The sequence below is a fragment of the Streptomyces sp. NBC_01224 genome, from assembly GCF_036002945.1.
In the GTDB taxonomy this organism is placed as follows: Bacteria; Actinomycetota; Actinomycetes; order Streptomycetales; family Streptomycetaceae; genus Streptomyces.
Genome location: NZ_CP108529.1, coordinates 9,145,845 through 9,170,295 on the forward strand (window position 1 = coordinate 9,145,845; position 24,451 = coordinate 9,170,295).

Here is a 24,451-nt window from a genome sequence, read left to right on the forward strand (position 1 = left end):
TACCGGGCACCCTCGAAAGGAGACCTCGTGAAGAAGATCCTGTCTGTGGCAGCGAGCCTGGCGATCGCCGCGACCTGTGGCCTTGGCATGGCGCTTCCCGCGCACGCCGCTGACGCGACCGGCGTCACGACTGCGGCGAGCCGGTCGCTGCAGTCCTCCATCGACACCTCCTCCATGGACCCGCAGCACCAGGCCATCGTCGACCGGATCCTGGCCAAGCTGCCCGCCGACTGGGAGGCCCGCCTCGACGCGACCAAGGCCAAGTACGGTCTGAAGGGCGAGGAGTGGCAGCAGATCCGCGACAACGCGATCAACCCCGGCGACTACCAGTGCCAGACGACCGACCTGTCGAAGTACGCCAACTCCCTCCTCGATGGCGCCCAGGACCCGTGGACCATCTTCATCCTTTCGCTCTTCGGCGGCTTCGACATGCCCACCTACGACGCGCTGATCTACGGCAAGGAGTCGTCGTCGAACACGTTCGGCGTCAAGGGTGAGTACACCCAGCAGCTCAACTCCGAGATGAAGAACCTCAAGCGCTTCTGGGATATCGACTCGGCGCGCATCGAGCTGATCCCCATGCACGGGGCAGACGTTTTCACCAGCCCGGACCGGCTCGCCCGCACGCTCTCCGTGCTGTACGGCGGCACGCCCGAGGAGAACCTCGACCTGGCCGACATGTTCATCGAGCTGGTCGACTCGGAGCCGGTCCTCCAGGGCGGCGCTAACCCGATCTTCACCTTCAACGCCTTCGCCTACAGCGAGAAGGACGACCCGGAGCCGCTCGGCATCAGGGACCGGATCATCATGGGTGACGGCATCCTGCAGGGCATGAACGCGGTGAAGCTGGGCGACGTCGCGCCGCGCGGCATCCTGGGCCATGAGTTCGGTCACCACGTCCAGTACCAGAAGAACCTCTTCGAGAGCGACCTGACCGGCCCGGAGGCCACCCGCCGCACCGAGCTCATGGCGGACGCGTTCGGCACGTACTATCTGACCCACTCCCGCGGCGAGTCGCTGAACGCCGCCCGCGTCCTCAAGTCCGAGAAGTCGTTCTACCAGGTCGGCGACTGCAGCTTCACCAGCTCCGGCCACCACGGCACGCCCGACCAGCGGCTCAACTCGGCGACCTGGGCGGCGGGCGTGGCCAACGAGGCGCCGAACCAGGGCCACATCCTGCCCGCCCTCGCGTTCGACAAGCTCTTCGAGGCCAAGCTGCCCGACCTGGTCAAGCCGGACAGCAAGTAACGGTCACCACCACGCCGCGGGGCGATGAACACCTGAGCGGCTGAGGACCCGCGCGGGGCGGGCCGGATCACGCACCGGCCCGTCGCGCGCGCCCACGCGTCCATGCCACGAGCCCGACCGCGTCACAGCCAGCCGCGACGGCTGGCCTGGACGCCGAGCTGGAACCGGGTCTTGGCGCCGAGCATCTCCTGGAGGCGGGCGATGCGCCGGGCGACGGTGCGCTCGCTCACCCCGAACTCACGGGCGATCGACTCGTCGGTCAGCCCGGCGCTGAGGTAGCTCAGGAGCTGCCGCCCCCCGGGGGTCGCCTCGCTCTTGACGGCCTCACCGGCCGGCGGGAGCGGAACGGCGATCCGCCAGTACGACTCGAAGACACCGATCAGCCCGTCCAGGAGCCCCGACGGCTGCACGATGACACTGTGGTGTCCCGTACGGTTCGGGGCGGCGACGGAAACCACGGCGAAACGGTCGTCGCAGACAAGCACGTTCAGCGCGACATCGGGGAAGACCCGGGCCTGTTCTCCCCGGGTGACGCACTCGTGCGCCACTTCCAGCGCCTTGGGGTCCTGCAGGATGTTGGCGCTGTACACCACCCGGTAGTCGATCCCGCGGTCCAGTGCGTCCAGCGTGCCAGGGCCTACCTCTGGCACCAGGTCGCTCCCGCCCACCGGCCCTATGGACAGCGCGCGCACCTGGGACACGGCCCCGTTGTGCACCCGTGACTGGATCTCCCCGCGCCGCTCGGAGGTGTCGACGACCTCGACGTAGCTCGCTCCGGCGGTGTGGTCGAGCCAGTACTGCGAAAGGGCCGTCGCGCTCTCGTAGGCGATCCGGGCCTGGCGCGCGCGCCGCTCGGCGACCGCCTCCAGCACCGCGCGGGGCGGCTGGGCGGTCAGCCTGCCGTCCGTACGGGACACCAGGCCGATGTCGCTGAGTTCGGCGACGGCGTCCTTGAGGCCGTCGAGCGGCGACCCGACCAGCGCCGGCCGGTCGGTGAGCTCGGTCAGTGTCTGCGGACCCCGTTCAACGAGCGCGAGGTAGGCGGCCTCCGCTGTCGCGGAGAGACCGAGAGCCTGCAACGGGCGCAGTGTGCGCATGTCCCCCCAACCCGGCGGCGCCGCAGGGCACCACCCACCGACCTCATTTCTACGGTGGCTGTCATTCCGCCAAAGATCGTCAGCCTAACACCGACATGATCATGCGGACCGGGAGCGGACGGCGTGACGAGCGGCGTTGATGAAAGCGTCGGCGGAGGCGCCGGCGGAAGCGTCGACAGTCGGTCCGTGCCCGCCGTTATCGGGGGCGCTCGACCGCCCCGCCGACCCACCCGGTGCCGCCCACCCTCAGCCGCACACATCACCGCCCTCGACACCACCGGCACCACCGCGGATGCGGAATGCGCAACGGAGAGGCTACGGCGGTGAGAATTAAAAACATCGTTGCCGACGACGTGTACCGCATCACTGAGTAGGTGAACCAAAAGCACTGACCTCGCTGTTTCGCTTGGGTCTGGTGGCTAGCGAGGCAGAAACGCGAAAGTGCCATCCTGACCTGGGACGATGAACCTTGCTGAGGGGTTCTTTCGGTCCAGGCGGAGCGCACTTTCTACGTGCAGGGCATCGGGTTGCGTCCCAGGAGCTATGTGAGTGCTGATGGTTCGAGGGTGGTTGGTCATGCCGGGGCAGGTTGGCTGGCGGATCTCACCGATGCCACGGGGCTGACCTCCGCGTACTCCACCGCTCTCGGGCCGCTGCGGCCTCGTGGGACCGGACATGACCCGGGACTGATCGCCACCGACCTGGCGGTGATGCTCGCCGGCGGCGGCGAGGCCATTGCGGTCAGGCGGGCTTCGTCTTCGGCGGTGTCGGTGCCGGCGGCTTTCTTGCCCCAGCCGCGGTGGACGACCACCAACTGGTCATGTTCGGCGTTCGCGTCGCGGTAGGCGGCGGCGGGGCCTGCGCCGCTGAGGTGGCCGGGGAACTTCTGGTCGGCGGTCCACACGCCGCCGGTGCGGAACTTGGTCCACCACAGGTTCTGGTCACCGCTCCCGTAGCCACGGTGGATGCAGTACAGCTCCCCGCGGAACACGGCCAGCGCAGGACCTTCCAGGCTGAAGTGGCCGCTGAACTTGCGGTCCGGGCCCCACGAGCCGTCGTAGATGACGTGCCACAGCGAGTCGTCCTTGTCGCCGCAGTGCACCAGGTGGAGCTTGTTGTCGTAGACAGCCAGCGCCGGATTCGATGCCGTCTCGTGGCCACCCGGCCTGGTGTCTCGCGTCCAGGAGGTGCCGTTGTAGGTGGCGTGACACAGGTAGTTGTCGTTGCCGCCTCGGTGGACGAGATGCAGCTTGCCGCCGAAGACCGCCAGGGCCGGCCCCCGGGAGGTCTCGTGCTCGGGGAGCGGAGTGTGGCTGCCGCACCGGGTGCCGTCGAACGTGGTGTGCCGATCAAGGGGAAGCTTCACCGCCGGCCTTGCCCACAAGCACGACCCGAGCGCGCCGTTCCTCGAATGGCGGTGTCATACGGCCGAAAGGACGCCCGTTCGTGATGGGCGGATCAGGGCGGGAAGACGTATTGGTTCAGGCTCACGTATCCGAAGGACAGATCAGACGGGACAGGCGATGGCCACCACCACCGGTCAGACACGAGAGGGCACGTTGCCCAGGAGCATCCAGTTGCCGGGAATCGTGCTGGGGGTGGGGCTCGGCGGATTCGTCGATGGCATCCTGCTCCACCAGCTCCTCCAGTGGCACCACATGCTCACCAGCACCAACCACGACCGCATCGGCGTGAAGTACTACCCCGCGAACACGGTCTCCGGTCTGGAGATGAACACCGTGTGGGACGGCATCTTCCACGCCATCTGCTGGGTCGCGGTCATCCTGGGCCTGGGCATCCTGTACTCCCGGGTCACTCATCAGCGTCGCCGGGTCTGGACCTCCCGGGTGCTGTGGGGGTGGATCCTGGTCGGGTGGGGCCTGTTCAACATCGTCGAGGGTCTCCTGGACCATCAGATCCTCGGCATCCACCACGTCCACGGCGGTCCCCACCAGATCTGGTGGGACATGGGCTTCCTGCTCCTGGGCCTCCTCCTGCTCATCGGCGGCTACCTGCTCCAGCGCAGCGGCCGACCCTTCGACCCCGACGCCTCCGAGCGGCCCGCCCGGCACGCCTGATGGACGTCGACATGCATCACCACATGCACGACCATGGCGCAGGTAGCGGTCTGTGGGAGACGCTGCTGCCCCCAGCCGCAGTCGTCCTGATCGCCGCCGCCTACCTTCTCCTCGCAGGCCGGGCCCGGCACCGCAATCCCGTCCAGGGCTGGGGACGCTGGCGGACGGCGAGTTTCCTGACCGGATGCGCCCTGCTCGCCGGAGCAATGCTGCCACCGCTGGCCCCCTTCGCCCACGGCGACTTCCGTGGGCACATGGCCCAGCACATGCTCATCGGCATGTACGCGCCCCTGGCCCTGGTGCTCGGCATGCCGGTCACCCTGCTGCTGCGCAACCTGCCCGCCGCCCGTGCCCGCGCGCTGATGGGCGTTCTGCACAGCCGCCCGGCCAGCGTGCTCGCCCACCCGGTCACCGCCCTGGTCCTGAGCACCGGCATCCTCGCGCTCTTGTACTTCACTCCGCTGTACAACGCAACCATGAACCATCCCGTACTGCACTGGCTGATGCACGCCCACTTCCTCTTGTCCGGCTGCCTGTTCGCCTGGATCATCGTCGGCCCCGACCCCGCCCCGACCCGGCCCGGCGTCCCCACCCGGCTCGTCGTCCTCGGGATCGCCGTCGCGGCGCATGCCACGATTTCCCAGCTGATCTACGGCGGCTTCCTCATCAACGTTCACGCACCCATCGACCAGGTCCAAGGCGGCGCGGAGATCATGTACTACGGCGGCGACATCGCCGAACTCCTCCTCACCGCAGCCCTCGTCACCACTTGGCGGCCCGCCCGCCACCGGCACCAGGGCGCTGATCGGCCGGTGCCCAGTGGCGTGGTCAGGACGGTCTCCGGCTGACCCGGCCCGTCGCACCGCTCCCACGGGCGTCGGTGATCACCCGGCTCCTGGTATCGGCCAGATGAAGCAGCCCCAAGCCCGGCGGCCCGGCGTCTTTGACGTCGTCGCCTTCGACGACGCACCCCGGGGCGCCCGACCTCATGCCCGACCGACGCATCCGAGTCGGTGCGCAGCGAGCACAACTCCTCCCGCCGCAGGGCCGCATCGTAGGCCAACGCCAGCATGAGACGGGTGCGCACCGGCTCGGCGGCGGCTACCGCCAGCACGGCCCGCCACTCCTCGTCGCTGGGGATCCAGGGAAGCTTCACCAATCTCCGCACCGGCGCATGCTGCCGCCCGCCGCCACGAGCCCCAGGGGTGTAGCGTCCCCGGCTGACGGGATTGTCGTGGCGCAGCCCTTCCTCGACCAGAAGTCCGACTACCGCTGAGCCGTCCGATGCATGTCCAGTCGTGTCCGGGGCACGCTGACACCTTCAGTCCCTCACCCGACGTGGGACACCGGCGGACGACGCGCCGCGCCTCGTGCAGGAGCCGGGACCAGTCCTCAACGTCGCGGCGGATGCCCGCCGCGAGGCCGTCGAGCTTGCGCTCCAGCCACAGGTCGAACGACGAGAGCCGATCGTCGAGAAACATGCCGATGTGGTCGAGTACCTCCGCGGTGCGTTCAATGCGGTGGGAGAAGCTGGGAGTTAACGTAAACGGGGCCCTGCTCTGAGTGGACTGGTGAAAGGCGCCTGACAGGCAAATGGCCAGGTCAGTTCGTTGCCCTCTCCGTCCTGCCGATCATCTTCGAGTTGCTCCGGGCCTGCCCAAGGGTGGCCCGGTTTGCCGCTCCCTGCAGGCGGCCGGATACCCGCTGGAGGCGACACGTGGGAGACCAGGGCCGCGGTGCCGGGCCAAGCAGGAGCAGACGCTGCGCCAGAACACCAGCGACGTGGTCGGCGGGCTCCCCGGTGGGTCGCCGGGGCCTCGTCATGGCCGGTCGGCCGTGGCAGGCGATCGTGATCCCGCTGGCGCTGGCGCAGGGGCCGGGCGGCGAAGAGCAGCCTGTAGGGGACGTCGGCACCCGGATCTACCCGCCGCATCCTCCGTCGTAGGGCTTCATGAAAGCTTCACGGGCCCACCCGCACAAGGCACATGGGTGGAGGAGAGCGTCAGCGGGCCTCCGGCAGATCCGCGGAGAGGTGTACGGCCCCGGTGCAGGCCAGTCGGTCCGCCATCTCGACGCACGCCTCGGCCCCCTTCGGGCTGGTCGCGGGCAGCATCGGGCTGCTTTTGCCGTGCGTCACTCCGTCCCGGTGCGAGGCGAGCAGCTCGTCCGCTCCGGATCGGATCGAGACCTCTAGGGTGCCACCGCGCCCGTCCGTCTCCACCTCGGACCAGACGGTGGCGCAGGACGGGCTGAACCGGAGCCGTACGGCGTAGGCATCCTCAGTGATGGTGCTCTCAGTGCGGGCATCCCGGTTGCAGCGGGAGAAGCCCGGATACTGCCCCCGGCAGCTTTCCTTACGGCAGGACGCCGCTTGCCGCTCCGGGCTGCCGCCCGACAGGGCCGGGGCACCCACGGCGCAGGCCACGGCGCCCAGCGTGGCGGAGACAGCCAGCACGACGGCCGTCCGCAGCCGTCGTGTCCGGGCAGCCACCGCGAGGGGCAGCCGCGGCGCAGGGGGCTGGGGCGCAGGGGGCTGGGGTGCCGCGCTCAGCGGTCTGGTCTCGGCCCGGCAGGCGTTCTCCCACAGGGCGACCAGCGGCGCCATCTCCGTGCCCCCGAGTCGCCCCAGCGCCTCGACAGCGGTACGCGGCGGGAGCTTGACGCCGTTGAGATAACGGTGCCATGAGGACTTGCTGTGGGCGGTGCGTGTGGCCAGCGCGGCCAGGCTCAGCCCGGTCTGCTGTTTGAGGTCGCGCAGCCGCTCCACCAGCAGCAGCCCGTCGGGGCCGAGCGAGTCGGGCAGATGCTGCCAGCGAGCCGTCGCTTGCTCCTTCATGCCGTTCCCAGTCCTTCCATCCGGCATCCGGATCACCCCGGATCGCGTGATGTGTGCCCCGGGGGCAGGGCGGCCACACGCACGGCCGGAGTCATCGGGCGATCGGCTTGTAGTACAGAGAGAAGGCGCGGTCCGAGGGCGGGCCCTGGGTGAAGCCAAGGCACAGCCAGGGCCCGCCCCGGCGCAGCACAGCAAGGCCCTCCGGCTCGCGCGGGTAGAGCCCCCTCGCAGTGTGGTCCAGCACCTGCTGCACCACGCGGCCGGTACGCACGTCGATACGGAACAGACGGACGTCGCCGGCCGAGCCGGCGGGGTTGTCAGCGCCGTATCCGTGGCCGAGCAGCTGGTAGGCGTACGGGCCGTACAGCGCCATGCCCTGGAAGGGGACCCCCAGTTCGGCGCCGGGCTGAGCGAAGCCGGTGACCTGCCGGAAGTCCCCGGCCGCGAACTGTTTGAGCCCGTACACCCCGTAGCGCGGTACGCCGCCCACCTTGTACCGCAGCAGCAGCCGGTTGTGCGCCGGGTCGAGGGCCACCTGGTTATTCGTGGAGCCGGGGAGCGGGCGATGCGTGGCAATCCTGCTGCTGGTGCGGGTCAGCACCCGACCCGCGGTGAAGGTGAAGCGGCAGATGCCACGGCCGTAGCCGGAGGCCGGCTGTGCGTCCCACTCCGTCCACAGAGCGCCGGCGCGGCGGGCCGTGTCCTCCACGCCGAGGGCGCTGCCGTGGCCGAAGCCCAGCAGGTACATATCGCCGGTGAGCGCGCCGCCCATGGTGAGCCGGTTCAGGCACATGTCGCCGCGGGCCGCGCGCTCGGCATGGGTGTACGCGCGCAGCTCGCCCGGCAGTCGGACGCCGCCCCCCATGACCTGGAGCGCGTACATGTGGCCGTGCCGCTCGTCGAAGGCGAAGGACTGCAGCACCGTGGAGTGGCGCAGCCGTACACCCTGGATCCATGGCTTGCCCGCCGGCGCCAGGCTGGCCGGCTGAGCCTTCGGCTGGGCTTCTGCCCTGCCGGTGGGGAATGTGGCGGCCAGTGCGACCGCAGCTCCAAAGCCGAGGACGGCTCTGCGGCCCGGACTGGATGGAAGGGAAAGGGACATGGGGGTCTCCTCGCTTGCTCGTGAGCTTTGTGGAACGGGCCCGCCCGCCCCGTGAGCGGGACGAGCGGGCACAGCGGCTCAGCACCAGGGGACGGCGCTCACGTTGCGGACGTAGCGGGCGGAGACGTAGCCCTTGCTGTGGGAGAGCTTGTACCAGCGGTGGTTGCCGCGGACGTTGCGCCCGTACTTCTTGCAGGGGATGTGGACCGTGCTGGCGGGACGCAGCGAGCCGATGACCCGGTAGCCCGTGCCCGGGCCGGAGCGGATCATGAGCGGCATGTGGCGGGTTACCACACGGCCCTGGACGTAGCCGGTGCAGGTAACGGGCCGGGTCGTGGAGTGGCTGGGCGCACACAGCTGGGGCGCGGTCGTGCGTCGGTGGGGCATCTGCTGGTGAGGCGCCGTGTGCCGCTGCTGCGCGGCGGCGGTGTCGGCGGAAACGACTGCAGCGGGCAACACCGCGATCGCCGCAATCGCGGCCACGAGGCTGCGCTGGATCGTGCGATTCATGGACTCTCCTATGAGGGTGTCTTCAGGATCGGCTGAGTGAGACCCTGTGTCGCTCAGCGTTTCCTGGCCGTCGGACAAAGATTCCGTCCCACGCGTTTCCGGGAGAAAATGGGACGTCCCACCCGAGGGAACGGTTGAGTCGCAGCCGCCGTCGCCGGGGAGACCAGCCCCACTTCCCGCCAGGCTGCGGATGAGGGTCCCGTCAGGGTGGGCGGTGACCAGCTGTTCGATCTCGTCTTCCAGTGCCTTGAGGCGGGCCTTGCCAGCCGCCAGCTCGTCGGCGAGTTCGCGGATGAGTTCGGCGGTGCGCCGTTCACGGGGAGACGCGACGCGGTGGACCTGTGCGGAGGTCACGGCGGCGTCCGCCAGGGCCTACGCCACGGTCTGCTTGCTGACGCCGTGCCTGCCCAGGTAGCCAGCGATGCGGGTGGTTCCGGCGCGCCGGATCTCGCTCGCGGTGACGTAGCGGCCCGGCAGGATGAGTCCGGACTTCGTCGTGGGGTCCACGGCGCGTTCCAGGCCGGGGTGGATGCCCGTGAGCAGATCCCGCAGACACGAGGTCCGCGCTATGGCCCCCTGCGGACGCGGTGGACTGTGCCGCTTGGGATTCGTAAGGAGGTAACGGAGCTGCTGCTGCCTGCTGTTCCGTCGCGGGCTGGGCCTTCCGGTCTCCGGTGGCACCCAGAGGCAGCCGGAGTTTCAGAAGAATTCCGACAGTCTGTCTGCGGGCTCACTTGATCCTGGCCTGAGAGAGGCCGCGTGGCGCAGCAGCCCGGGGCCCTACTCGGAGGCATTCTTCGGCCGCATGTACTACGCGGCCATGAGGCCGGCCGAGGTCATTCACCTCCGGCTGGAGCAGTGTCACCTGTCCGAGAGCGGATAGGGGGTGGTCTGTGGAAAGACCGGTGGCGCTGGTTGCCGGCCGGTCCTCGCACGCTCTGCCCTCGCGGGTCCGTCGGGTTCGAGGTCCTCGATGGATGAGCTGCCGCACGGTGACGCGTTTTTCCTCACGAGCTTCGAGCTCTGGACACGGCGTGCGCCCGCGCGGTCCGGCTGTGCCGCGCACGGCTGATGAGGTGTCGGACCTTGGAGCTGTCGCTGACCCAGCACACAGTCAACCGCGCTCTCTGCGGCGCGGGCACCGGTGGAACAAGGTGTGGCCCAGCTGAAGTCCTGGCGAATCTTCCGCAGGGCCCGGTGTAGTCCGAATCGAATGTCCTCCATTGCTGCGGCGGTCCTCACCCTGGAGTGGCAACGCTCAAAAGGCTCGATGTCTCTTGCCACCGGGCTGAATGGGGGTGAACCGATGGTTTCACACGGTTGAACCTTCGCGGCTGAGGCGAAGTTGGGGCGACAACAGCGGAACCCCGTGCGGCGGCCGGACCGATCTTCTTAGCCGAAGCATCTCAGTCACCCCGAGGAGTCACCTGATGTCGAGCATCACGTCCGCCGAGATATGTACCGTCCCGGCGAGCGGCAGATCCGCACCGCCCAAAGGCCACGCCCTGCGGCTCGACATCCAGGGGCTGCGCGCGGTGGCCGTCGGGCTGGTGGTGCTCTCCCACGCCGGCGTGTCCCAGGTCAGCGGCGGTTACATCGGTGTCGACGTCTTCTTCGTGATTTCAGGCTTCCTCATCACGTCGCTGCTGCTGCGCGAACTCGCCACCACCGGCCGGGTGTCGGTCCGTTCCTTCTACGCCCGCCGGGCACTGCGGCTGCTTCCCGCGTCGTCCCTGGTCATCACCGTCATGCTGGGCGGGGCGTGGCTGTTCCTGTCGAAGGCGCGGCTCGCCGAGTACGCGGGCGACGCCCTCGCCAGCGCGCTGTACGCGGTCAACTTCCGGCTGGCGGCGGCCGGTACGGACTATCTCGCCCAGAACAGCCCGCCATCGCCGTTCCAGCACTTCTGGTCGCTCGCCGTGGAGGAGCAGTTCTACCTGGTGTGGCCGCTGCTCCTGCTGCTCACCTGGCGGGTCGCCCGCGGTCGGCGCCGACTGGTCGCGGTGCCGCTCGGGGTACTGTGCCTGGGGTCGTTCGCGGCGGGCGTCCTCGTGACGAACTCCTCGGCTCCCTGGGCATACTTCGGCTCCCTTACCCGGGCCTGGGAACTGGGTGTCGGCGCGCTCCTGGCGCTGGGCACCGGGCGGCTGGAACGGCTGCCCGCCGCCCTCGCGGCCCCGTTGACATGGCTCGGCCTGGCCTGCGTCACGCTGGCAGCGGTCTGGTACGACGACGAGACGCCCTTCCCCGGCTACCACGCCCTCCTGCCGGTCGCCGGTACCGCGCTCGTCCTGGCCGGCGGCTGCGCGCCCACCCCGCACGGCGCGGGGCGGCTGCTGCGGCGGCGACCGCTGGTGTGGCTCGGCGGACTCTCGTACGGCTGGTACCTGTGGCACTGGCCGCTGCTGGTCATAGCCCCGGCGGCGCTGGGCCGCGCAGACGGCACGGCCGACGTGCCGCTCGCGCTCGGGCTGTCCGCGGCGGCGCTGGGCCTGGCGTGGCTGACCCTGCGCCTCGTCGAGAACCCGGTCCGCTTCCACCGGGCCTTCCGCAGGCACCCCCGCCGCGCCCTGGTTCTCGGGGCCGCGCTGTCGGCCGGCGCCTCGGCGCTGTCCCTGACGGCGACGGCGGTCCCGCCGACGATCGAGGTGGGCGACCCCGCGCCCGCGCTGGCGCAGGCTCTCTCCGACGCACCGGCCCCGCAGGCGCGTCTCACCGAACTCCTGGCGTCGTCCCCCACCGCCCTGCCGAGCAACCTGGCCCCGCCCCTGCCGAAGGTGAAGTCCTCCCGCTCCGCGGTCTACCGGGACGGCTGCCATGTCGACCACGCCGCCACCGGCACCCGGCCCTGCGTCTACGGCGACCGGACTTCCTCCCGTACGGTCGTCCTTTTCGGCGACTCCCACGCGGCCCAGTGGTTCCCGGCCCTGCAACGGCTCGCAACCACACGCGGCTGGAAGCTGGTCTCGCTGACGAAGGCCTCCTGCAAGGTCGCCGACGTGACCATCGTCAGCGGCCACAAGCCGTACACCGCCTGCGACACCTGGCGCTCCAACGCCATGGCAAGGATCAAGACCCTGCGCCCCGACCTGGTCGTCGTCTCCTCCTCGGACGCCGGAGACCCGGCCCGCCCCGCAGCCGACCCCCTCCACCAATGGACTACCGGCTTCGAGAACACCTTCCGCAACCTGGGTACCTCCGGCGTCCGGGTCGCCGCCCTGCTCGACACCCCATGGCCCAAGGGCGACCCGATCGACTGCGCCGCCAGGAACTCCCTGCAACTACGCGCCTGCGCGAACCACTTGCCGGACGCGACCCGCAACGCGACCCGCGGTACCGCCCTCCGCAGCGCCGCATCCGCAACGGCCACCACAGTCATCGACCCCACCCCCTGGCTCTGCGCCCCCCGCACCGGCATCTGCCCCGTAGTCGTCGCCGACACCGCCGTCTACCGCGACGACAGCCACGTCTCGGAGGCGTACGCCGATGCGCTTGCCCCGGTTCTGGCGCCATCGCTGGACGGCCTCGTGGGTTCGCCCTGCACACACCGGATGATCAAAGCGACGGTGACTGAGAGATCAGGGCGGTGTTGATTCCGGGAGACACTGCGGATCGCAGCCGCCACACGAAGACGGTTGCCGAATCCGCAGTCCCCGCAGCGTCCGGGCTCCGGCGCGCGGAATGCCCGGTCACAGCCGTCGCAGGTCTGAAAAGGCCGCCGTGCGCGCAGTCAAGCCGGACCACGTTCTGCTGGACACAGTTCTTCACCCCAGCCCCCTGTACCCCGGATCGGCGCTCTGGCCCGGGGTACTGCCGTGTCATCACCAGGACTGTCAGCCCGGTCCTGCATCCTGTGCCCATAGCCGACACCTTTGACCACGCCCCGCAGGCATGGAACGCCGCGAAGCGATCAAAGACGCGCTTGCCAGCTCTGCGGCCTGTTCGCGGCTCTTCCGTCACCCCTGCAAGGAGCAGTTGAGCGCCGCCCGCGGTTGGGGTTGACGGTCAGGCGGAACTCGCCGAGCAGGACTTGACGTTCAGGCTCGGTCGGTCGGAGTTCGGCACCCTCCGAACTTGACGGCTAACACCGATAGCCATAACGTGGCGTCGCGTGGCTAACAGTGTTAGCTATGTCGGTCGGTTGCAATGCGAGAGGGCCCAGTGAACACCGCTACAGCCAGCAGCACCCCGTGCGGCAGTGTCCCGATCCGGACCCTGCGGGGTCCATGGGAGGCACTAGCGCTCCCCTCCGGGGCGTTGGCGGTCCCCGGGGAGGAGCACCAACCGCCGGCCGTCGCCGCGCTCGTGTTCCTCGCTGGACCGGGCCCGTTCCCACGGAACCCTGCGAAGCGCACCGGGGGAATCCGGTGTCCCGGGCTCGCCGCATCCCCGTTCCCACTCGTCGTTCGGATGCCGGCTTCCGGATCCGGACGGCCCACCGGCATCGCGATCGCGCGGACGGCCCGCCGTGGCTGACCGTGCGCAGCAGATCATGGCCGCCGCCCGGGAACTGCTCGACGCCGAAGGGCCGGATGCGTTGTCGATGCGGCGCATCGCCGAGCGTGTCGGCATCCGGGCGCCTTCCTTGTACAAGCACTTTCCTGACAAGGCCGCTGTCGAGGCCGGGCTCCAGGCGCAGGGGATGACCCAGTTGGCGGAGGATCTGGAGGCCGCCGAAGCCGAGATCGGCGTCGAACCGCCCCTGTTTGTGCTCGCCCGCGCCTACCGACGGCACGCTCTCGCCAGTCCGCACCTCTACCGCATCGCCCATACTCGGCCGCTCGCCCGCACCGCACTCCCCGAGGGACTCGAAGATCGCGCGGCGACGCCGCTGGCCCGCGCGGTGCACGGCGACATCGACATCGCGCGCTCGTTCTGGGCATTCGCGCACGGCATGGTCGTGCTCGAACTCGACGGCCGCTTCCCGCCCGGCGCAGACCTGGACGCCGCATGGCGCACCGGCTGCGAGGCGTTCGTCCAGGCAATCCGAAACAAGACCCGGGGAGACACCGTATGACCGCAATCGCCAAGGATCCTGCTACCGGCGTCACCGCCCGCGCCGCCGGATTCATACACGCCGCGGCATGGATTCTCGGGCTCGCTGCCGCATGGGGAGCCACACCCGAAGTCGGTGACACACACGTCGGGATCACGACCGCGTACGCCGACCGGCCGGTCCAGGCTGTGGCCCAGGCGCTGCTCGTTCACGGTGTGGCAGCTGTCAGCCTGGTGGTCGTCGGATCTGGACTGCTCGACTGGGCCCGCCGTACCAGCAACACTGCGGCTCGCACGGCCGGATGGGCCGGGAGAGTCGCGGGGGCGCTCGCATTCGTGCAACTCGCCCTGGAACTGATCGCAGTACCTGGAGCTGATCCAGCGTCACCGGGCAGGACGGGCGCACTGTTCGAGGCGGTCCAGCGTGCGGACGGTGTCAAGATGTTCGCGCTCGCCGCGCTCGCCGCGGCTGCCTGCGCGGCCTCGCAGCACGGCACACTGTTGCGGCGTTGGGAGGTCGTCATCGGCTGGGTCCTCGCCGTCACGATCACCGCGTCCGGCATCGGATACCTGCTCCTGTCCACCGCCTTGACCCCGACGGCATTCATTTCACTGCCCTTGCTGCTGATCTGGATCGCCGCACTCGGCGCAGCCCTCAGGCGCCGGCCCTGAGCCCGGAGTTCCGGAACCCGGACAGCCGGGCACCGAAACCTCATCGACAACCCGCTGGGAAACGGCCCGAGTCACGGGTGGGGCCCGCTGCACGGTGCGCCATCACCAGCCGGGCTTCTGATTGACTGAGACTTCTACGGAGTGACGATGGATCTCGCCTACCTTCCCAGTCCTTCGACCGGGGTCCTTCACCTCGGCCCGGTTCCGTTGAGGGCGTACGCCTTCTGCATCATCCTGGGCGTGTTCGTGGCCGTCTGGCTCGGCAACCGGCGCTGGGTCGCGCGGGGCGGGGATCAGGGCGTCATCGCGGACGTCACCATCTGGGCAGTGCCATTCGGCATCGCCGGTGGACGGCTGTACCACGTGATCACCAGCCCCGACGCGTACTTCGGCGAACGCGGCGAGCCGATCCGAGCCCTGTACGTGTGGGAGGGCGGGCTCGGTATCTGGGGCGCCATCGCCCTGGGCGGGGTCGGCGCGTGGATCGGCTGCCGTCGCCGCCGCATCCCCTTCCCCGCCTTCACGGACGCGGTCGCCCCTGGCATAGCCCTGGCCCAGGCGATCGGCCGCTGGGGCAACTGGTTCAACCAGGAACTCTACGGCCGCCCCACCACGCTCCCCTGGGGCCTGGAGATCGACCGCGCGCACCGTCCGTCCGACATGCTCGACATCGCGACGTACCATCCCACCTTCCTCTACGAGTCCCTCTGGGACATCGGCGTCGCCGCAGTGGCCCTGTGGGCGGCCCGCCGGTTCGCGCTCGGTCACGGCAGGACCTTCGCCCTGTACGTCGCCGCCTACACGGTCGGCCGGTTCTGGACCGAGTACCTGCGCATCGACGAGTCCCACACGTTCCTCGGCCTGCGCCTGAACAACTGGACCTCTGTCGTGGTCTTCCTTGGCGCCATCGCCTGCCTCGCCGTGTCGGCCCGCCGCCACCCGGGCATCGACGACGTGACGCGATCGAAGGTCGAGGGCGGCAACGCGAGGGCCGGCGAGCCGCGCCTGGACGTCGCCGTCAAGACAGGGGGAGCCACGCACGATGACACGTGAGACCGTTGCTCGGTGTGGCCTGTCGGTGGTTTTGGCGAGAAGCTAGGCGGATTCCTCGCCCGGCACCTTGGCGAGCTGCACCCCACGCAGGCTGAGCAGCACCAATGCGACGCACCCGCAGGTGAGCGCGATGTCGGCGACGTTACCCACGAACGGGCCGTAGTCGATGAAGTCCACAACATGCCCGCGGGCCAAGCCGGGCTCGCGGAAGAGCCGGTCGCCCAGGTGGGATACCGCACCGCCGAGCAGCGCGCCCAACACGAGCGCCCAGCCCGCAGAGGCCAGTCGGCGTGCGGTGTAGAGGATGCCGACCACTGCCCCCGCCGCTGCCAGGGTGAACACCCATGTCGCCTCGGTGCCCATGGAGAACGCGGCGCCAGCGTTGTACAGCAACCGGAAGTGGATCAGAGGGGGGATCACGGCGACGCGCTCGCTGTCGGACAGCGCGGAGACCGCCCACAGTTTGGTGAGCTGGTCCGCGAGCAGGACCACCGCCGCCAGCATGAGCATCACGCCGTACAGTCGGCTTGAACCCCGCTCCAACCGCATCATTGTGGCCTCCGTGCGCAGCGATATCCGAACCAAGATTCCCTAAGACTATCGGCCCCTCCTGAGTCGTCTTCTCCGCTTTCCCGGGCGAAGGTCATCTGTACGCTCTACGCGTGACCACTGAACCCCCGCGCGCGCCGCCACGCTGCCACGCACCTCTGGCGTGAGCAGTTGGCCGAAACGAATCACCTGGGGGCAGTGAGCCCTTTCCAACCCGGTGGTGTCGGTGGGCAGTTGGCGGGCTGCACGAACTGGTGAAGCTCCTGGTGGACGAGTTCTCGACCAAGATCACCCGTGTCTGCCAGGAGCTTCGTCTGCTTGTCTGCCCTTCCCCAAGCTCTCAACTCCGTTCGAGCAGGGGAGACCCCAGTCGATCGATCTGTCCACCGCGAGCCTGCGGCACCTTTCGCGCGAGCTGTCCGTACACCGGCACGGGATCGGCACGCGTCGGCGGTGGCTCACGCCGGGCCGGCAGGCCCTGCTGGTCCTGGCCCACCTGCGCTGCGGCTCGTATTCAACTGTCGCCAGTTCTCCGAGGAGTCCAACCGACTGGTGACCTTGTGTGATCGCCGGCGGTGTACGGCTCCGCGTCCCGCCGGTCTCCTTGAGGAGGCGGCTGGTGCCCCTGTCGTGGTAGCCGAGAGCGTCCGCGACGACGGGGGCGGGAAGTTCGAGGAGTTGTTGCCGGATGGCGGCACCGCGGGCGGCTGCGACCGGGACGCCGATCCCGCCCATGAGCGCGGACAGGTGGTCGGGACGGGTCACGGCACAGCCGGCCGACCTCACGGGTCGCGTCGATGACAGAGGCGGCCGACCTCACTGGCCGCGCGCCGTTCACCTTCGCCCGGCTGACGACGATTCGGTGGAGTCGTCGCGGATGTCACTCGGTACGTCACTCGGACTCGGGAAACGTCCTGTTCTCTCCCATCTGCGGTGGTTCGACGGCCGTCGTGATCTCAACTCGGCGGAACCGACCCGTGACCGAGGAGATTCTGTGCCGTGAACCCCAGCAACCTGCGCGCGGCCGAGGTGTCGACCGGCGCCGCGCGACCCGGCAGCGGGCGCCGCAGCACGGTGGTGGGGTGATAGCGGCGCAGCAGTTCCTCCGTCGGGTACGGCACGATGATCTCGGGGGCGCAGAGGTGTACCGCGTGCGCCGCACGGCCGGGTACGTCCAGGGCCAGCAGCGCGGCCCTCGCCGCGTCACGGACCTCGAGGTACGTCCACAGGTCCCTTGCCCCCGCAGCCGGGTCGGCCGTGAGCCGGGCGGCGTGGGCGTGCAGCCGTTCCTCGAATCCGCCCACGTACGGATAGCGCAGGCACACCACGCTCATCCCGTGCCGCCGCGCCATCATCTGCGCTGTCAGCTCGTCGACCTGTTTGGACAGGCCGTAAGGGTCGGCAACCTGGGAGGCCATCGCCTCATCGACCGGTGCGTACGGCGGATGCGGATCCTCGACGTCCGTCCAGGGCAGGCCCGTGACACCCCAGGAGCTTGCCACCGCCGCATGCCGGATCCCGGCCCGCCCGGCCTCCTCCAGGACGGTGAAGGTGGAGAGGCTGTTGCCCGCGAAGACCTCAAATGCGGTGTTGCGCGCGGGAGTCGGGATCGCCGCCAGGTGGATGACCGCGTCAGCGCCGTCCAGAGCCGCCCGCACGGTCTTCGCGTCGGCCGCGTCACCGGTCACGACCAGGCGCGCCGCGAGATCACCGGGATCATCGAGGACCAAGGCGTTCGCCTCGATCCCCCGCTCGGCGAGCAGCGCGAGGACCGCTCGCCCGATCCGCCCGGCGGCCCCGGTGACCATCGTTCTTCCGACCATCCAGTCACTCTCCTGCGTCGGTGCTTCTACTCGTAGGCGCGCACGGCGACGACGTGCGCCGACGCCGCCCCGTTGGTGGCTTCGACGACGATCCGGATCGCCGACGTGGTGACCGGCTCCGCCGGCGTGTGCGTCTCGCGTCGCCGCCGATTCTGCGCCGCACGGGCGATGACGCGCCAGGTGCCGTCAGTATCCAGTGCCTCGACGCGGTAGTCGCGAAGGAGGGTGGGGAGGGTGTCGAAGGGCGTGCGGTGGTGGTGCAAGTTGATCAGGTCCTCGTTGACGTCGTCGTCGGCGATGACCTCGATCCGGCCCAGAACGACCGGTTCGGGCCAGGCCAACTCGAGCCAGGGGGAAGGGACGTCCGCCAGTGGTGCGGAGACCCACATGTGCGGTCCCGCGTACGGGCGGGCGTAGCCGTCGGTGGCCTTGGCGGGGGAGTAGGCCGCGGTCTCTCCCGTACGGAGGCAGAAGGTGCGGCGCAGCAGACCCGTGTCCGTCCACTCGCGCAGCGGCTGCGGCGATTCGTCCGACGGGCGCAGCGGGACGCGCGTGAAGCACAGGACGCCGGGGGTCGGGCGGTCGGAGCGGTGCAGAGCGAGGGCGTCGTTGGCGCGGACTACCAGGAAGGCGTTGCGCGGGGTTTCGGGAGACCAGTCCAGGCCCGTCTTGAGCCACTGCCGGGCACCGGCGGCGACGGGCAGGGTGGTGGAGGTGACGAGGCGGCGCGGGACGTAGTTCTGGCCGAGTTCGGGGTCGTACAGATCGATCACGATCTCGGTGTCGCGGTCGGCGTCGACGAGCAGTTCCACCCCGGAGAGGTCCGGGTCCGCGGGGAGGACGAGTCCGGCGTCCGCCGCGAGCGGCCACAGCTCGTCGGAGTCCTCGACTGCCAAGCGGCTCAAGGTGGATGAGGCGGTGGCCCTCGCCCGCAGGGCCAGGTCCTCCGGGTCCGTCGAGGCGAGGCCGATGAGCGAGGCATCCTGGCGCAGCAGCGCACGGTGCAGCTCGGGTACGGGGAGTTCGCGCGGGGTGACATCTCCGGTGGCGCAGAGTGCCGCCGCCGTGCCGGCCGCCTGTCCGATCGTGGCGCAGGTCGCCATGACGCGGGTCGAGCCGAAGGCGACATGGCTGGCGGAGATGTTGCGCCCGGCGAAGAGCAGGTTCTCGGTGTTCACCGAGTAGAGGCTGCGGAACGGAATGTGGTAAATGCCGTCCGCGTAGAGCTGTCTGGCCCCTGCCTCGGTGGCGAACATGCCCTGCGGCGGATGCAGGTCGATCGACCAGCCGCCGAAAGCGACCCGGTCGGCGAACTCGGTCTGGCCGAGGATGTCGCCCTGGTGCAGGACGTAGTCGCCGAGGAAGCGCCGGTACTCCCGTTTACCGGGGACCGAGCCCACCCACTCCAGGGTCATGTTCGCCGCGTCGAACTCGCCGGAGTTCTTGATGTGGTCCCAGATGCCGTGGATCACCGACCACAGTTCGTCGCGGATGCGTTCGTTGTCGTGGACGGTGTCGAGCTCGCCGCCGAACTCGATCCACCAGTACGCGCAGCCGTTGTCGCCCGCCTTGATGATGCGGCGCTGCGGGATGGAGGTCCGGGTGATGTCCTTGGCGAAGTTCGGCGGCACGAATTTGACCGGGTGACCGGCATCCTTCGTATAGAAGAGGAGAGTCGATCCCAGAGTGATGTCGTCGGCCGTCTCCGGAGCCCATGCCTCGTCGTACTCGGCGCGCGATTCCCGGCCGATGCGGTGGTGGGCGCCCGCCAGGTGGCCGATCAGGCCGTCTCCCGTGCAGTCGAGGAAGAGCGAGCTCTCGAAACGTATCCGCCGCTCCGAGCCCATCATCCAGCCGGTGACCGAGGTGATCCGCCGGGCCTCGTCCGGACCTTCGGCGTCGACCTCGCGCACGTCGGTGTTGAGGTAGAGCGTGATGCCGGGCTCGGCGCGCACGGCGTCCAGGACCACGGCATCCCAGTAATAGGGGTTCCCGTCCGGGTTGCGGAACTGGTTCTCCACGAGCAACTCGCCCATGATGCCGCCCTCACGGGCATGGTGATTCTTGCCGTGGCCGGTCGCGCCGCACACCCAGACCCGGACCTCGCTGCTCGCGTTGCCGCCGAGCACCGGCCTGTTGTTGATCAGCGCGACGCTCCGGCCGAGCCGGGCCGCGGCGATCGCCGCGCAGACCCCGGCCAGGCCGCCGCCGACGACGGTGATGTCGTGCCGTGCGGTTTCATTTCTCATGTCGTACGTCACTTACTTCCAGTCGGGATTGGCGGCGAGACCGTAGTAGATGCGCGGGGCGCCGTCGAGGGTGAGGGTGATCTTGCCGCTGGAGGCTTTCAGAGAGCGTTCCTGGCCGATGCAGTTCAGCTCTCGCACCCTGCCGTTGACCGTCCCCGAGTGGGCCACGACCGTGGTCCTGGTCGTCCAGGTGTCGATCCATGGCTCGGGCGATGCGTACCAAGGATCCTCGCCGTGCTCGGAGTTGAGGATGTACCCGTCCTTGCGGCTCCAGATGATCGACACCGGTCCGCCGGGAGTGGTGAAGAGGAGCCCCTTGATGTCCTGGTCCGTGAAGGCGAGATGCCGGACGAACTCGGCCTCGTCCAGGACCCGGGCGGCGGTCGCGAAGGCGAGGAGCGAGGGCTTGGCGCTGGTGTCGCGGTTCATCAGGCCGTAGTGGTATTCGGGGTTGGCCGGGTCGGCCTCCTGCGGGTGGTAGAGCACCGAGTCGTGCAGCTGGTACCAGTTGACGGCGCGCACCTTCTCGGACTTGGCGAGAGCGAGGGTGAGCAGCGTGTTCTCGGCGGCGTGCCGGTAGGTGTCGCTCCACCACACGTTGGGCCGGGTCGGCGCGTACGCCTCGGTGAGCCACAGCTCCTTGTCGCCGCCGTACTCCTGAAGGACCTGGTTCGCCTTGCGCAGTGCGCCGAGGAAGTTCCAGTACGAGCCGGACGACCCCTGCGTCCACTCCTCGGGCGGCGGTGCGAAGTCGGGCGTGAAGTTGCCGCGACCGGGGTGGAAGGCGAAGGCGTCGATGAGGTCCCAGCCGCCCGCGTCATGGAAGTTCTTGGTCCATACGTAGTCCATGCCGCCCAGGCCGGCGTTCATGACCTTCATCCGCGAGCCCGCCGCGTCGAGGCGCGTGGTGACCTGGCGCAGACCGTCCCGGACGTAGGCGTCGGCGCCGCGGCCAGACATCCAGGGCTGGTTGACCTCGTTGCTCACCTCGAAGTACGCGGCCTCGGCGTCCAGGGCCTTGGCGACATTCGTGTCGGCCCAGGCCGCGATCTGCTCCGGACTACCGCCCACGGGGATGCCGCTCAGCTCCACGTTGTGCCCGATGCCGTTCGCGTCCAGAGTCGCGGTGTCGATACCCGGGGCGCCTGCGTAGGCGATGCGGATCCACTTGATGCCGAGCGTCCTGACCAGCCCGAGTACGGCGTCCTTGCCGGGCTTGAGCAGCCAGGGGTAGTTGGCGAGGCCGAACATCGACTCCTTGCCCGCCTTGTACGCGAACTCCGGGAGCACGCTCAGATTCGTGCGGGCCAGCGCCTTGTCACTGCCGCTGACCGCCTGCACCTCGGTGAACACGATGTTCTGCGACGGCGAGGTCAGAGGAAAGGAGGCATTCCAGGCGGCGCCCGCCGCGAGGTTCTTGCAGAGCGTTCCACCGGCGATCTTCTTGCCGCCGAAGTCCCGCGCCCACCACGTCAGGGTCACCTTCCTGGCCGCGGCGGAGCCGTTGACGACCTGCGCCTTGAGCGTCATCGTCTGCCCGGCCGCCGTGTAGAGGTTGAACGGCTGGTCGGTCCACACCTCCACGCCGAGGGGCCTCTTGGCAGCGAGCGCTCCCGCCCCGCGCGGCCGCAGATCGCCGAGGACCAGATCGGCCTCGGTGACCGCGGTGCCCGCGCCGGTCGAGGTGCCGGGGGAATGGACCCATGTGGCGTTCGTGCTCGCCGGGTTGGTGGACGAAAGGCAGAAGAAGCCCTTCGATCCCGCCCACGTCTCCACGTACGCGCCGCCCGCGTTCACCTCGTACGGAATGCCGCCCCGGGCGTCCCGCTCCCAGACGGTCAGCGCTTCGTACGACTCCGCCGCGCTCGCTTCGTACACCGTGCGGGAGAACATGAAGCCGGCCGGTGTGAGCGTGCTGGAGCCGGCGACCTCCCACTTCATGTGTGCCTTGTGAGGGGTGACGTCGAAGGTGCCGCGCACCGTGACTCCGGACACGCCGCTCGCCATCGTGTACGTGACCTGAATCGCGGGCCGCCCGTCGGGGAGCGTGATCCGGGCGGGCGTACCGCCGAAGGTCCGCTGCTGGCCGAGCGCGGTGTCCTTGATCATGAAGTGGTTGAGCAGGATTCGGTCGGCGCCCGCACCGTCCTGCACGAGGACGCTGCCGTCGCTACGGCCGACCAGGGTGATGCCGTCGGCCTCGATGGTGACCGGGTCTGCGGCGTACGCGGGAACGGTCGGCAGCAGTGCGGCGCCGGTGGCGACGGCCGTGCCCTGGATGAATCTGCGGCGGGCGACTGACATGGAGGTGCCCTTCTCTTGGTCGGGGTGTTCCGGATGCTCCGAAGGCTCCGAAGCGGAAGGTGTGGTGGGGGAGTTGAGGGCTCGGCCGTTGGCTCCGGTGGAACTCAGCCCTTGACTCCGGTGAAGCCGAGCCCGGCGACGATGTACTTCTGGCAGACGACGAAGACGAGCACCGGCGGGGCGACGGCGAGCACCATCGCGGCGATCAGCTGGTCCTGCGGAGCCTGCGTGGCGAGCTGGGCGAGAGCGACGCTGATCGGCTGCTTCTCAGGGTCGGTGATGGCCACCAGCGGCCAGATGAAGTCCTTCCAGGAGTGCATCACCGCGAGCAGACTGATCACGGCGAGCACCGGCTTGCTCATGGGCAGCACGATCTTGGTGAGCAGTTGCCAGGTACTCGCCCCGTCGACCCGCGCCGCGTCGAACAGCTCCTTCGGCAGGGCGTCGAAGAACTGCTTGGCGAGTAGCACCGTGAAGGCGTTCGTGCCGGCCGGCAGCCAGATCGCCCAGTAGGTGTCGCCCAGGTTGAGGTGGAGGAACGGCACATCGATCACGGTCATGAAGAGGCTGACCATGTTCACCGTGTACGGCACGAACATCGTGGCGAGGATCGCCCCGTAGACGGCCTTGCCGAACCTCGGCCTGAGCACCGATAGGGCGAAGCCCGCCGTGGCCGAGACGAAGAGCTGCACGAACCACGATCCGCCGACCACCAGGAAGGTGTTCATCAGATAGCGGCCGACACTCAGATCGGTGTACGCCGCCGAGAAGTTGCCCAGGGCCGGCCGGTCCGGCCAGAGGGCCAGGGGCTGAGTGGTGAGCTCGGTGGGCGTTGAGACCGCGCCCTTGACCATCCAGTACAGCGGCCCGATGCCGATGAGCAGCAGCAGGATCAGGGTGAACACCTGGATGGAGCGCACTGCGGCGCGTACGCCGGGGCGTTGGCGGTCGTTGGTGGAGACGAAGGTGGTGAGCGTGGTCATGACGTGCTCCAGCTGCGGGTGGCCCGCAGATACACCGCGGAGAGCAGGGCGAGGGCGAGCACCATCAGGAAGGAGAGTGCGGCGGCCTGGCCGTACTCGCCGTCCTGGAAGGCGTACCGGAAGATCAGCAGCAGGACCGTGAGGGTGGAGTTCTCGGGTCCGCCGCCGGTGAAGACGTACGGCTCGGTGAAGACCTGCACCGTGTTGATCAGCTGGACGAGCAGCAACAGTCCGATGACGGACCGGAGTTGGGGCAGCATCACATGCCAGATCCGCCGCCAGATCCCGGCGCCGTCCATCTCGGCGGCCTCATAGAGTTCGCCGGGGATGCCGACCATCGCCGCGAGGTAGATCAGGACGGCGCCGCCCATGCCCGCCCAGGTGGCCTCCAGGACCAGCGAGAGCATGGCGCTGTCGGAGGACTCCAGCCACGAGTACGGGCCGAGCCCGACCTTGCCGAGGACGTTGTTGAAGAGCCCGCTCCCGGGATCGTAGAACCACTTCCAGAGCAGGATCGCCACCACTGGCGGGATGACCACCGGCAGATACACCAGGAAGCGGTAGACGCCCGCGCCGCGCCGCACCGTCGACATGATCGCGGCCAGGATCAGCGGCGCCGGGAAGCCGATCAGCAGGCCGAGGGCCACGAAGAACAGGGTGTTCCCGACGGCGGTGCCGAGCAGCGGATCGTCGAACAGAGTACGGAAGTTGTCCAGGCCGACCCAGACCGCGGGCTCGACGAGGTTGGTCTTCTGGAAGCTGAGCAGCAGGCTGCGCACGATCGGCCACCAGGCAAAGAGCCCGAAGACCAGCAGCGCGGGGACGAGGAACAGCCAGGCCGTGAACTGTTTGCGGGGGCCGGTGCCACGTCGTCGCTGCGGCAGGGTTCGCGGAACGGGCTCCTTGGCCACAGCGGCCGGGCGCCGGGACGGAGTGAGCAGGGCCATGGGGC

General features: G+C 69.2%; 18 protein-coding genes and 3 pseudogenes. 9 read left to right on the forward strand and 12 right to left on the reverse strand.

Features of this window, described 5'->3' with window-relative positions; translation table 11 throughout:
- The first annotated feature begins 27 nt into the window (after positions 1-27).
- On the forward strand, positions 28-1,248 hold the full coding sequence (locus tag OG609_RS41630) for a hypothetical protein (RefSeq protein WP_327277515.1): 1,221 nt from the start codon (positions 28-30) through the stop codon (positions 1,246-1,248).
- 122 nt (positions 1,249-1,370) lie between these two features.
- Here OG609_RS41630 and OG609_RS41635 read toward each other — a convergent pair whose 3' ends face one another.
- The gene (locus OG609_RS41635) at positions 1,371-2,345 is read right to left on the reverse strand and encodes a helix-turn-helix transcriptional regulator (RefSeq protein ID WP_327277516.1); all 975 of its coding nucleotides are present in this window, start codon (positions 2,343-2,345) and stop codon (positions 1,371-1,373) included.
- Between the two features lie 512 nt (positions 2,346-2,857).
- On the opposite strand from OG609_RS41635, the pseudogene OG609_RS41640 reads away from it, so the two are divergent.
- The 3 genes and pseudogenes from OG609_RS41640 to OG609_RS41650 all read left to right on the forward strand — a co-directional run.
- A pseudogene (locus OG609_RS41640) lies at positions 2,858-3,085 on the forward strand (IS1380 family transposase); the annotation flags it as partial.
- Between the two features lie 783 nt (positions 3,086-3,868).
- Complete coding sequence (locus OG609_RS41645) at positions 3,869-4,423, forward strand: DUF2243 domain-containing protein (protein ID WP_327277517.1); 555 nt, start codon at positions 3,869-3,871, stop codon at positions 4,421-4,423.
- A gap of 11 nt (positions 4,424-4,434) precedes the next feature.
- Positions 4,435-5,271 carry a cytochrome c oxidase assembly protein gene (locus OG609_RS41650; RefSeq protein ID WP_327277518.1) on the forward strand — a complete coding sequence of 279 codons (837 nt, stop codon included), beginning with the start codon at positions 4,435-4,437 and terminating at the stop codon, positions 5,269-5,271.
- Between the two features lie 1,154 nt (positions 5,272-6,425).
- Here the strand turns inward: OG609_RS41650 and OG609_RS41655 are convergent.
- The 4 genes from OG609_RS41655 to OG609_RS41670 form a co-directional block, all read right to left on the reverse strand.
- On the reverse strand, positions 6,426-7,259 hold the full coding sequence (locus OG609_RS41655; protein ID WP_327277519.1) for a helix-turn-helix domain-containing protein: 834 nt from the start codon (positions 7,257-7,259) through the stop codon (positions 6,426-6,428).
- Positions 7,260-7,350: 91 nt separating this feature from the next.
- A complete protein-coding gene (locus OG609_RS41660; protein WP_327277520.1) occupies positions 7,351-8,361 on the reverse strand; it encodes a phage baseplate protein in 1,011 nt (336 codons plus the stop codon).
- A 78-nt stretch (positions 8,362-8,439) separates the two neighbouring features.
- A complete protein-coding gene (locus tag OG609_RS41665) occupies positions 8,440-8,871 on the reverse strand; it encodes an SH3 domain-containing protein (RefSeq protein ID WP_327277521.1) in 432 nt (143 codons plus the stop codon).
- A 372-nt stretch (positions 8,872-9,243) separates the two neighbouring features.
- The gene (locus OG609_RS41670) at positions 9,244-9,378 is read right to left on the reverse strand and encodes a hypothetical protein (protein WP_327277522.1); all 135 of its coding nucleotides are present in this window, start codon (positions 9,376-9,378) and stop codon (positions 9,244-9,246) included.
- Positions 9,379-9,979: 601 nt separating this feature from the next.
- Here OG609_RS41670 and OG609_RS41675 point away from each other — a divergent pair.
- Together OG609_RS41675 and OG609_RS41680 are read left to right on the forward strand one after the other, a co-directional pair.
- Positions 9,980-10,195: pseudogene (locus OG609_RS41675) on the forward strand (hypothetical protein); the annotation flags it as partial.
- 106 nt (positions 10,196-10,301) lie between these two features.
- Positions 10,302-12,464, forward strand: coding sequence for an acyltransferase family protein (locus OG609_RS41680; RefSeq protein WP_327277523.1), 2,163 nt, complete (start codon positions 10,302-10,304; stop codon positions 12,462-12,464).
- Positions 12,465-12,517: 53 nt separating this feature from the next.
- On the opposite strand, the pseudogene OG609_RS41685 reads toward OG609_RS41680, so the two are convergent.
- Positions 12,518-12,592 (reverse strand): annotated as a pseudogene (locus OG609_RS41685) (helix-turn-helix domain-containing protein); the annotation flags it as partial.
- 771 nt (positions 12,593-13,363) lie between these two features.
- Between OG609_RS41685 and OG609_RS41690 the strand changes: the two are divergent.
- The 3 genes from OG609_RS41690 (at position 13,364) to lgt (ending at position 15,591) form a co-directional block, all read left to right on the forward strand.
- The gene (locus tag OG609_RS41690) at positions 13,364-13,888 is read left to right on the forward strand and encodes a TetR/AcrR family transcriptional regulator (protein WP_382909464.1); all 525 of its coding nucleotides are present in this window, start codon (positions 13,364-13,366) and stop codon (positions 13,886-13,888) included.
- Entirely contained in the window at positions 13,885-14,538 is a 654-nt protein-coding gene (locus tag OG609_RS41695) for a hypothetical protein (RefSeq protein WP_327277525.1), read from the forward strand. Before OG609_RS41690 ends, OG609_RS41695 begins: the two co-directional genes overlap by 4 nt.
- 147 nt (positions 14,539-14,685) lie before the next feature.
- Complete coding sequence (gene lgt / locus OG609_RS41700; protein WP_327277526.1) at positions 14,686-15,591, forward strand: prolipoprotein diacylglyceryl transferase; 906 nt, start codon at positions 14,686-14,688, stop codon at positions 15,589-15,591.
- Positions 15,592-15,633: 42 nt separating this feature from the next.
- On the opposite strand, the gene OG609_RS41705 is transcribed toward lgt, so the two are convergent.
- From OG609_RS41705 to OG609_RS41730, 6 genes are all read right to left on the reverse strand, one after another.
- Complete coding sequence (locus tag OG609_RS41705) at positions 15,634-16,140, reverse strand: signal peptidase II (RefSeq protein ID WP_327278363.1); 507 nt, start codon at positions 16,138-16,140, stop codon at positions 15,634-15,636.
- A 956-nt stretch (positions 16,141-17,096) separates the two neighbouring features.
- Positions 17,097-17,963: an NAD-dependent epimerase/dehydratase family protein gene (locus OG609_RS41710; protein ID WP_327277527.1), complete on the reverse strand. Its 867-nt coding sequence runs from the start codon at positions 17,961-17,963 to the stop codon at positions 17,097-17,099.
- 26 nt (positions 17,964-17,989) lie between these two features.
- On the reverse strand, positions 17,990-20,212 hold the full coding sequence (locus OG609_RS41715) for an FAD-dependent oxidoreductase (RefSeq protein ID WP_327277528.1): 2,223 nt from the start codon (positions 20,210-20,212) through the stop codon (positions 17,990-17,992).
- A gap of 12 nt (positions 20,213-20,224) precedes the next feature.
- Complete coding sequence (locus tag OG609_RS41720; protein ID WP_327277529.1) at positions 20,225-22,516, reverse strand: hypothetical protein; 2,292 nt, start codon at positions 22,514-22,516, stop codon at positions 20,225-20,227.
- A gap of 104 nt (positions 22,517-22,620) precedes the next feature.
- A complete protein-coding gene (locus tag OG609_RS41725) occupies positions 22,621-23,499 on the reverse strand; it encodes a carbohydrate ABC transporter permease (RefSeq protein WP_327277530.1) in 879 nt (292 codons plus the stop codon).
- On the reverse strand, positions 23,496-24,446 hold the full coding sequence (locus OG609_RS41730) for a carbohydrate ABC transporter permease (protein WP_327277531.1): 951 nt from the start codon (positions 24,444-24,446) through the stop codon (positions 23,496-23,498). The genes OG609_RS41725 and OG609_RS41730 overlap by 4 nt, the downstream gene beginning before the upstream one ends.
- Positions 24,447-24,451: the final 5 nt, after the last annotated feature.

Coding starts and splice junctions, on each gene's coding strand:
- OG609_RS41645 (WP_327277517.1), top strand. CDS start 3,869: ATGGCCACCACCACCGGTCAGACACGAGAGGGCACGTTGCCCAGGAGC.
- OG609_RS41665 (WP_327277521.1), bottom strand. CDS start 8,871: ATGAATCGCACGATCCAGCGCAGCCTCGTGGCCGCGATTGCGGCGATC.
- lgt (WP_327277526.1), top strand. CDS start 14,686: ATGGATCTCGCCTACCTTCCCAGTCCTTCGACCGGGGTCCTTCACCTC.
- OG609_RS41660 (WP_327277520.1), bottom strand. CDS start 8,361: ATGTCCCTTTCCCTTCCATCCAGTCCGGGCCGCAGAGCCGTCCTCGGC.
- OG609_RS41720 (WP_327277529.1), bottom strand. CDS start 22,516: ATGTCAGTCGCCCGCCGCAGATTCATCCAGGGCACGGCCGTCGCCACC.
- OG609_RS41680 (WP_327277523.1), top strand. CDS start 10,302: ATGTCGAGCATCACGTCCGCCGAGATATGTACCGTCCCGGCGAGCGGC.
- OG609_RS41650 (WP_327277518.1), top strand. CDS start 4,435: ATGCATCACCACATGCACGACCATGGCGCAGGTAGCGGTCTGTGGGAG.
- OG609_RS41725 (WP_327277530.1), bottom strand. CDS start 23,499: ATGACCACGCTCACCACCTTCGTCTCCACCAACGACCGCCAACGCCCC.
- OG609_RS41705 (WP_327278363.1), bottom strand. CDS start 16,140: ATGCGGTTGGAGCGGGGTTCAAGCCGACTGTACGGCGTGATGCTCATG.
- OG609_RS41655 (WP_327277519.1), bottom strand. CDS start 7,259: ATGAAGGAGCAAGCGACGGCTCGCTGGCAGCATCTGCCCGACTCGCTC.
- OG609_RS41710 (WP_327277527.1), bottom strand. CDS start 17,963: ATGGTCGGAAGAACGATGGTCACCGGGGCCGCCGGGCGGATCGGGCGA.
- OG609_RS41690 (WP_382909464.1), top strand. CDS start 13,364: ATGGCCGCCGCCCGGGAACTGCTCGACGCCGAAGGGCCGGATGCGTTG.
- OG609_RS41635 (WP_327277516.1), bottom strand. CDS start 2,345: ATGCGCACACTGCGCCCGTTGCAGGCTCTCGGTCTCTCCGCGACAGCG.
- OG609_RS41695 (WP_327277525.1), top strand. CDS start 13,885: ATGACCGCAATCGCCAAGGATCCTGCTACCGGCGTCACCGCCCGCGCC.
- OG609_RS41730 (WP_327277531.1), bottom strand. CDS start 24,446: ATGGCCCTGCTCACTCCGTCCCGGCGCCCGGCCGCTGTGGCCAAGGAG.
- OG609_RS41715 (WP_327277528.1), bottom strand. CDS start 20,212: ATGAGAAATGAAACCGCACGGCACGACATCACCGTCGTCGGCGGCGGC.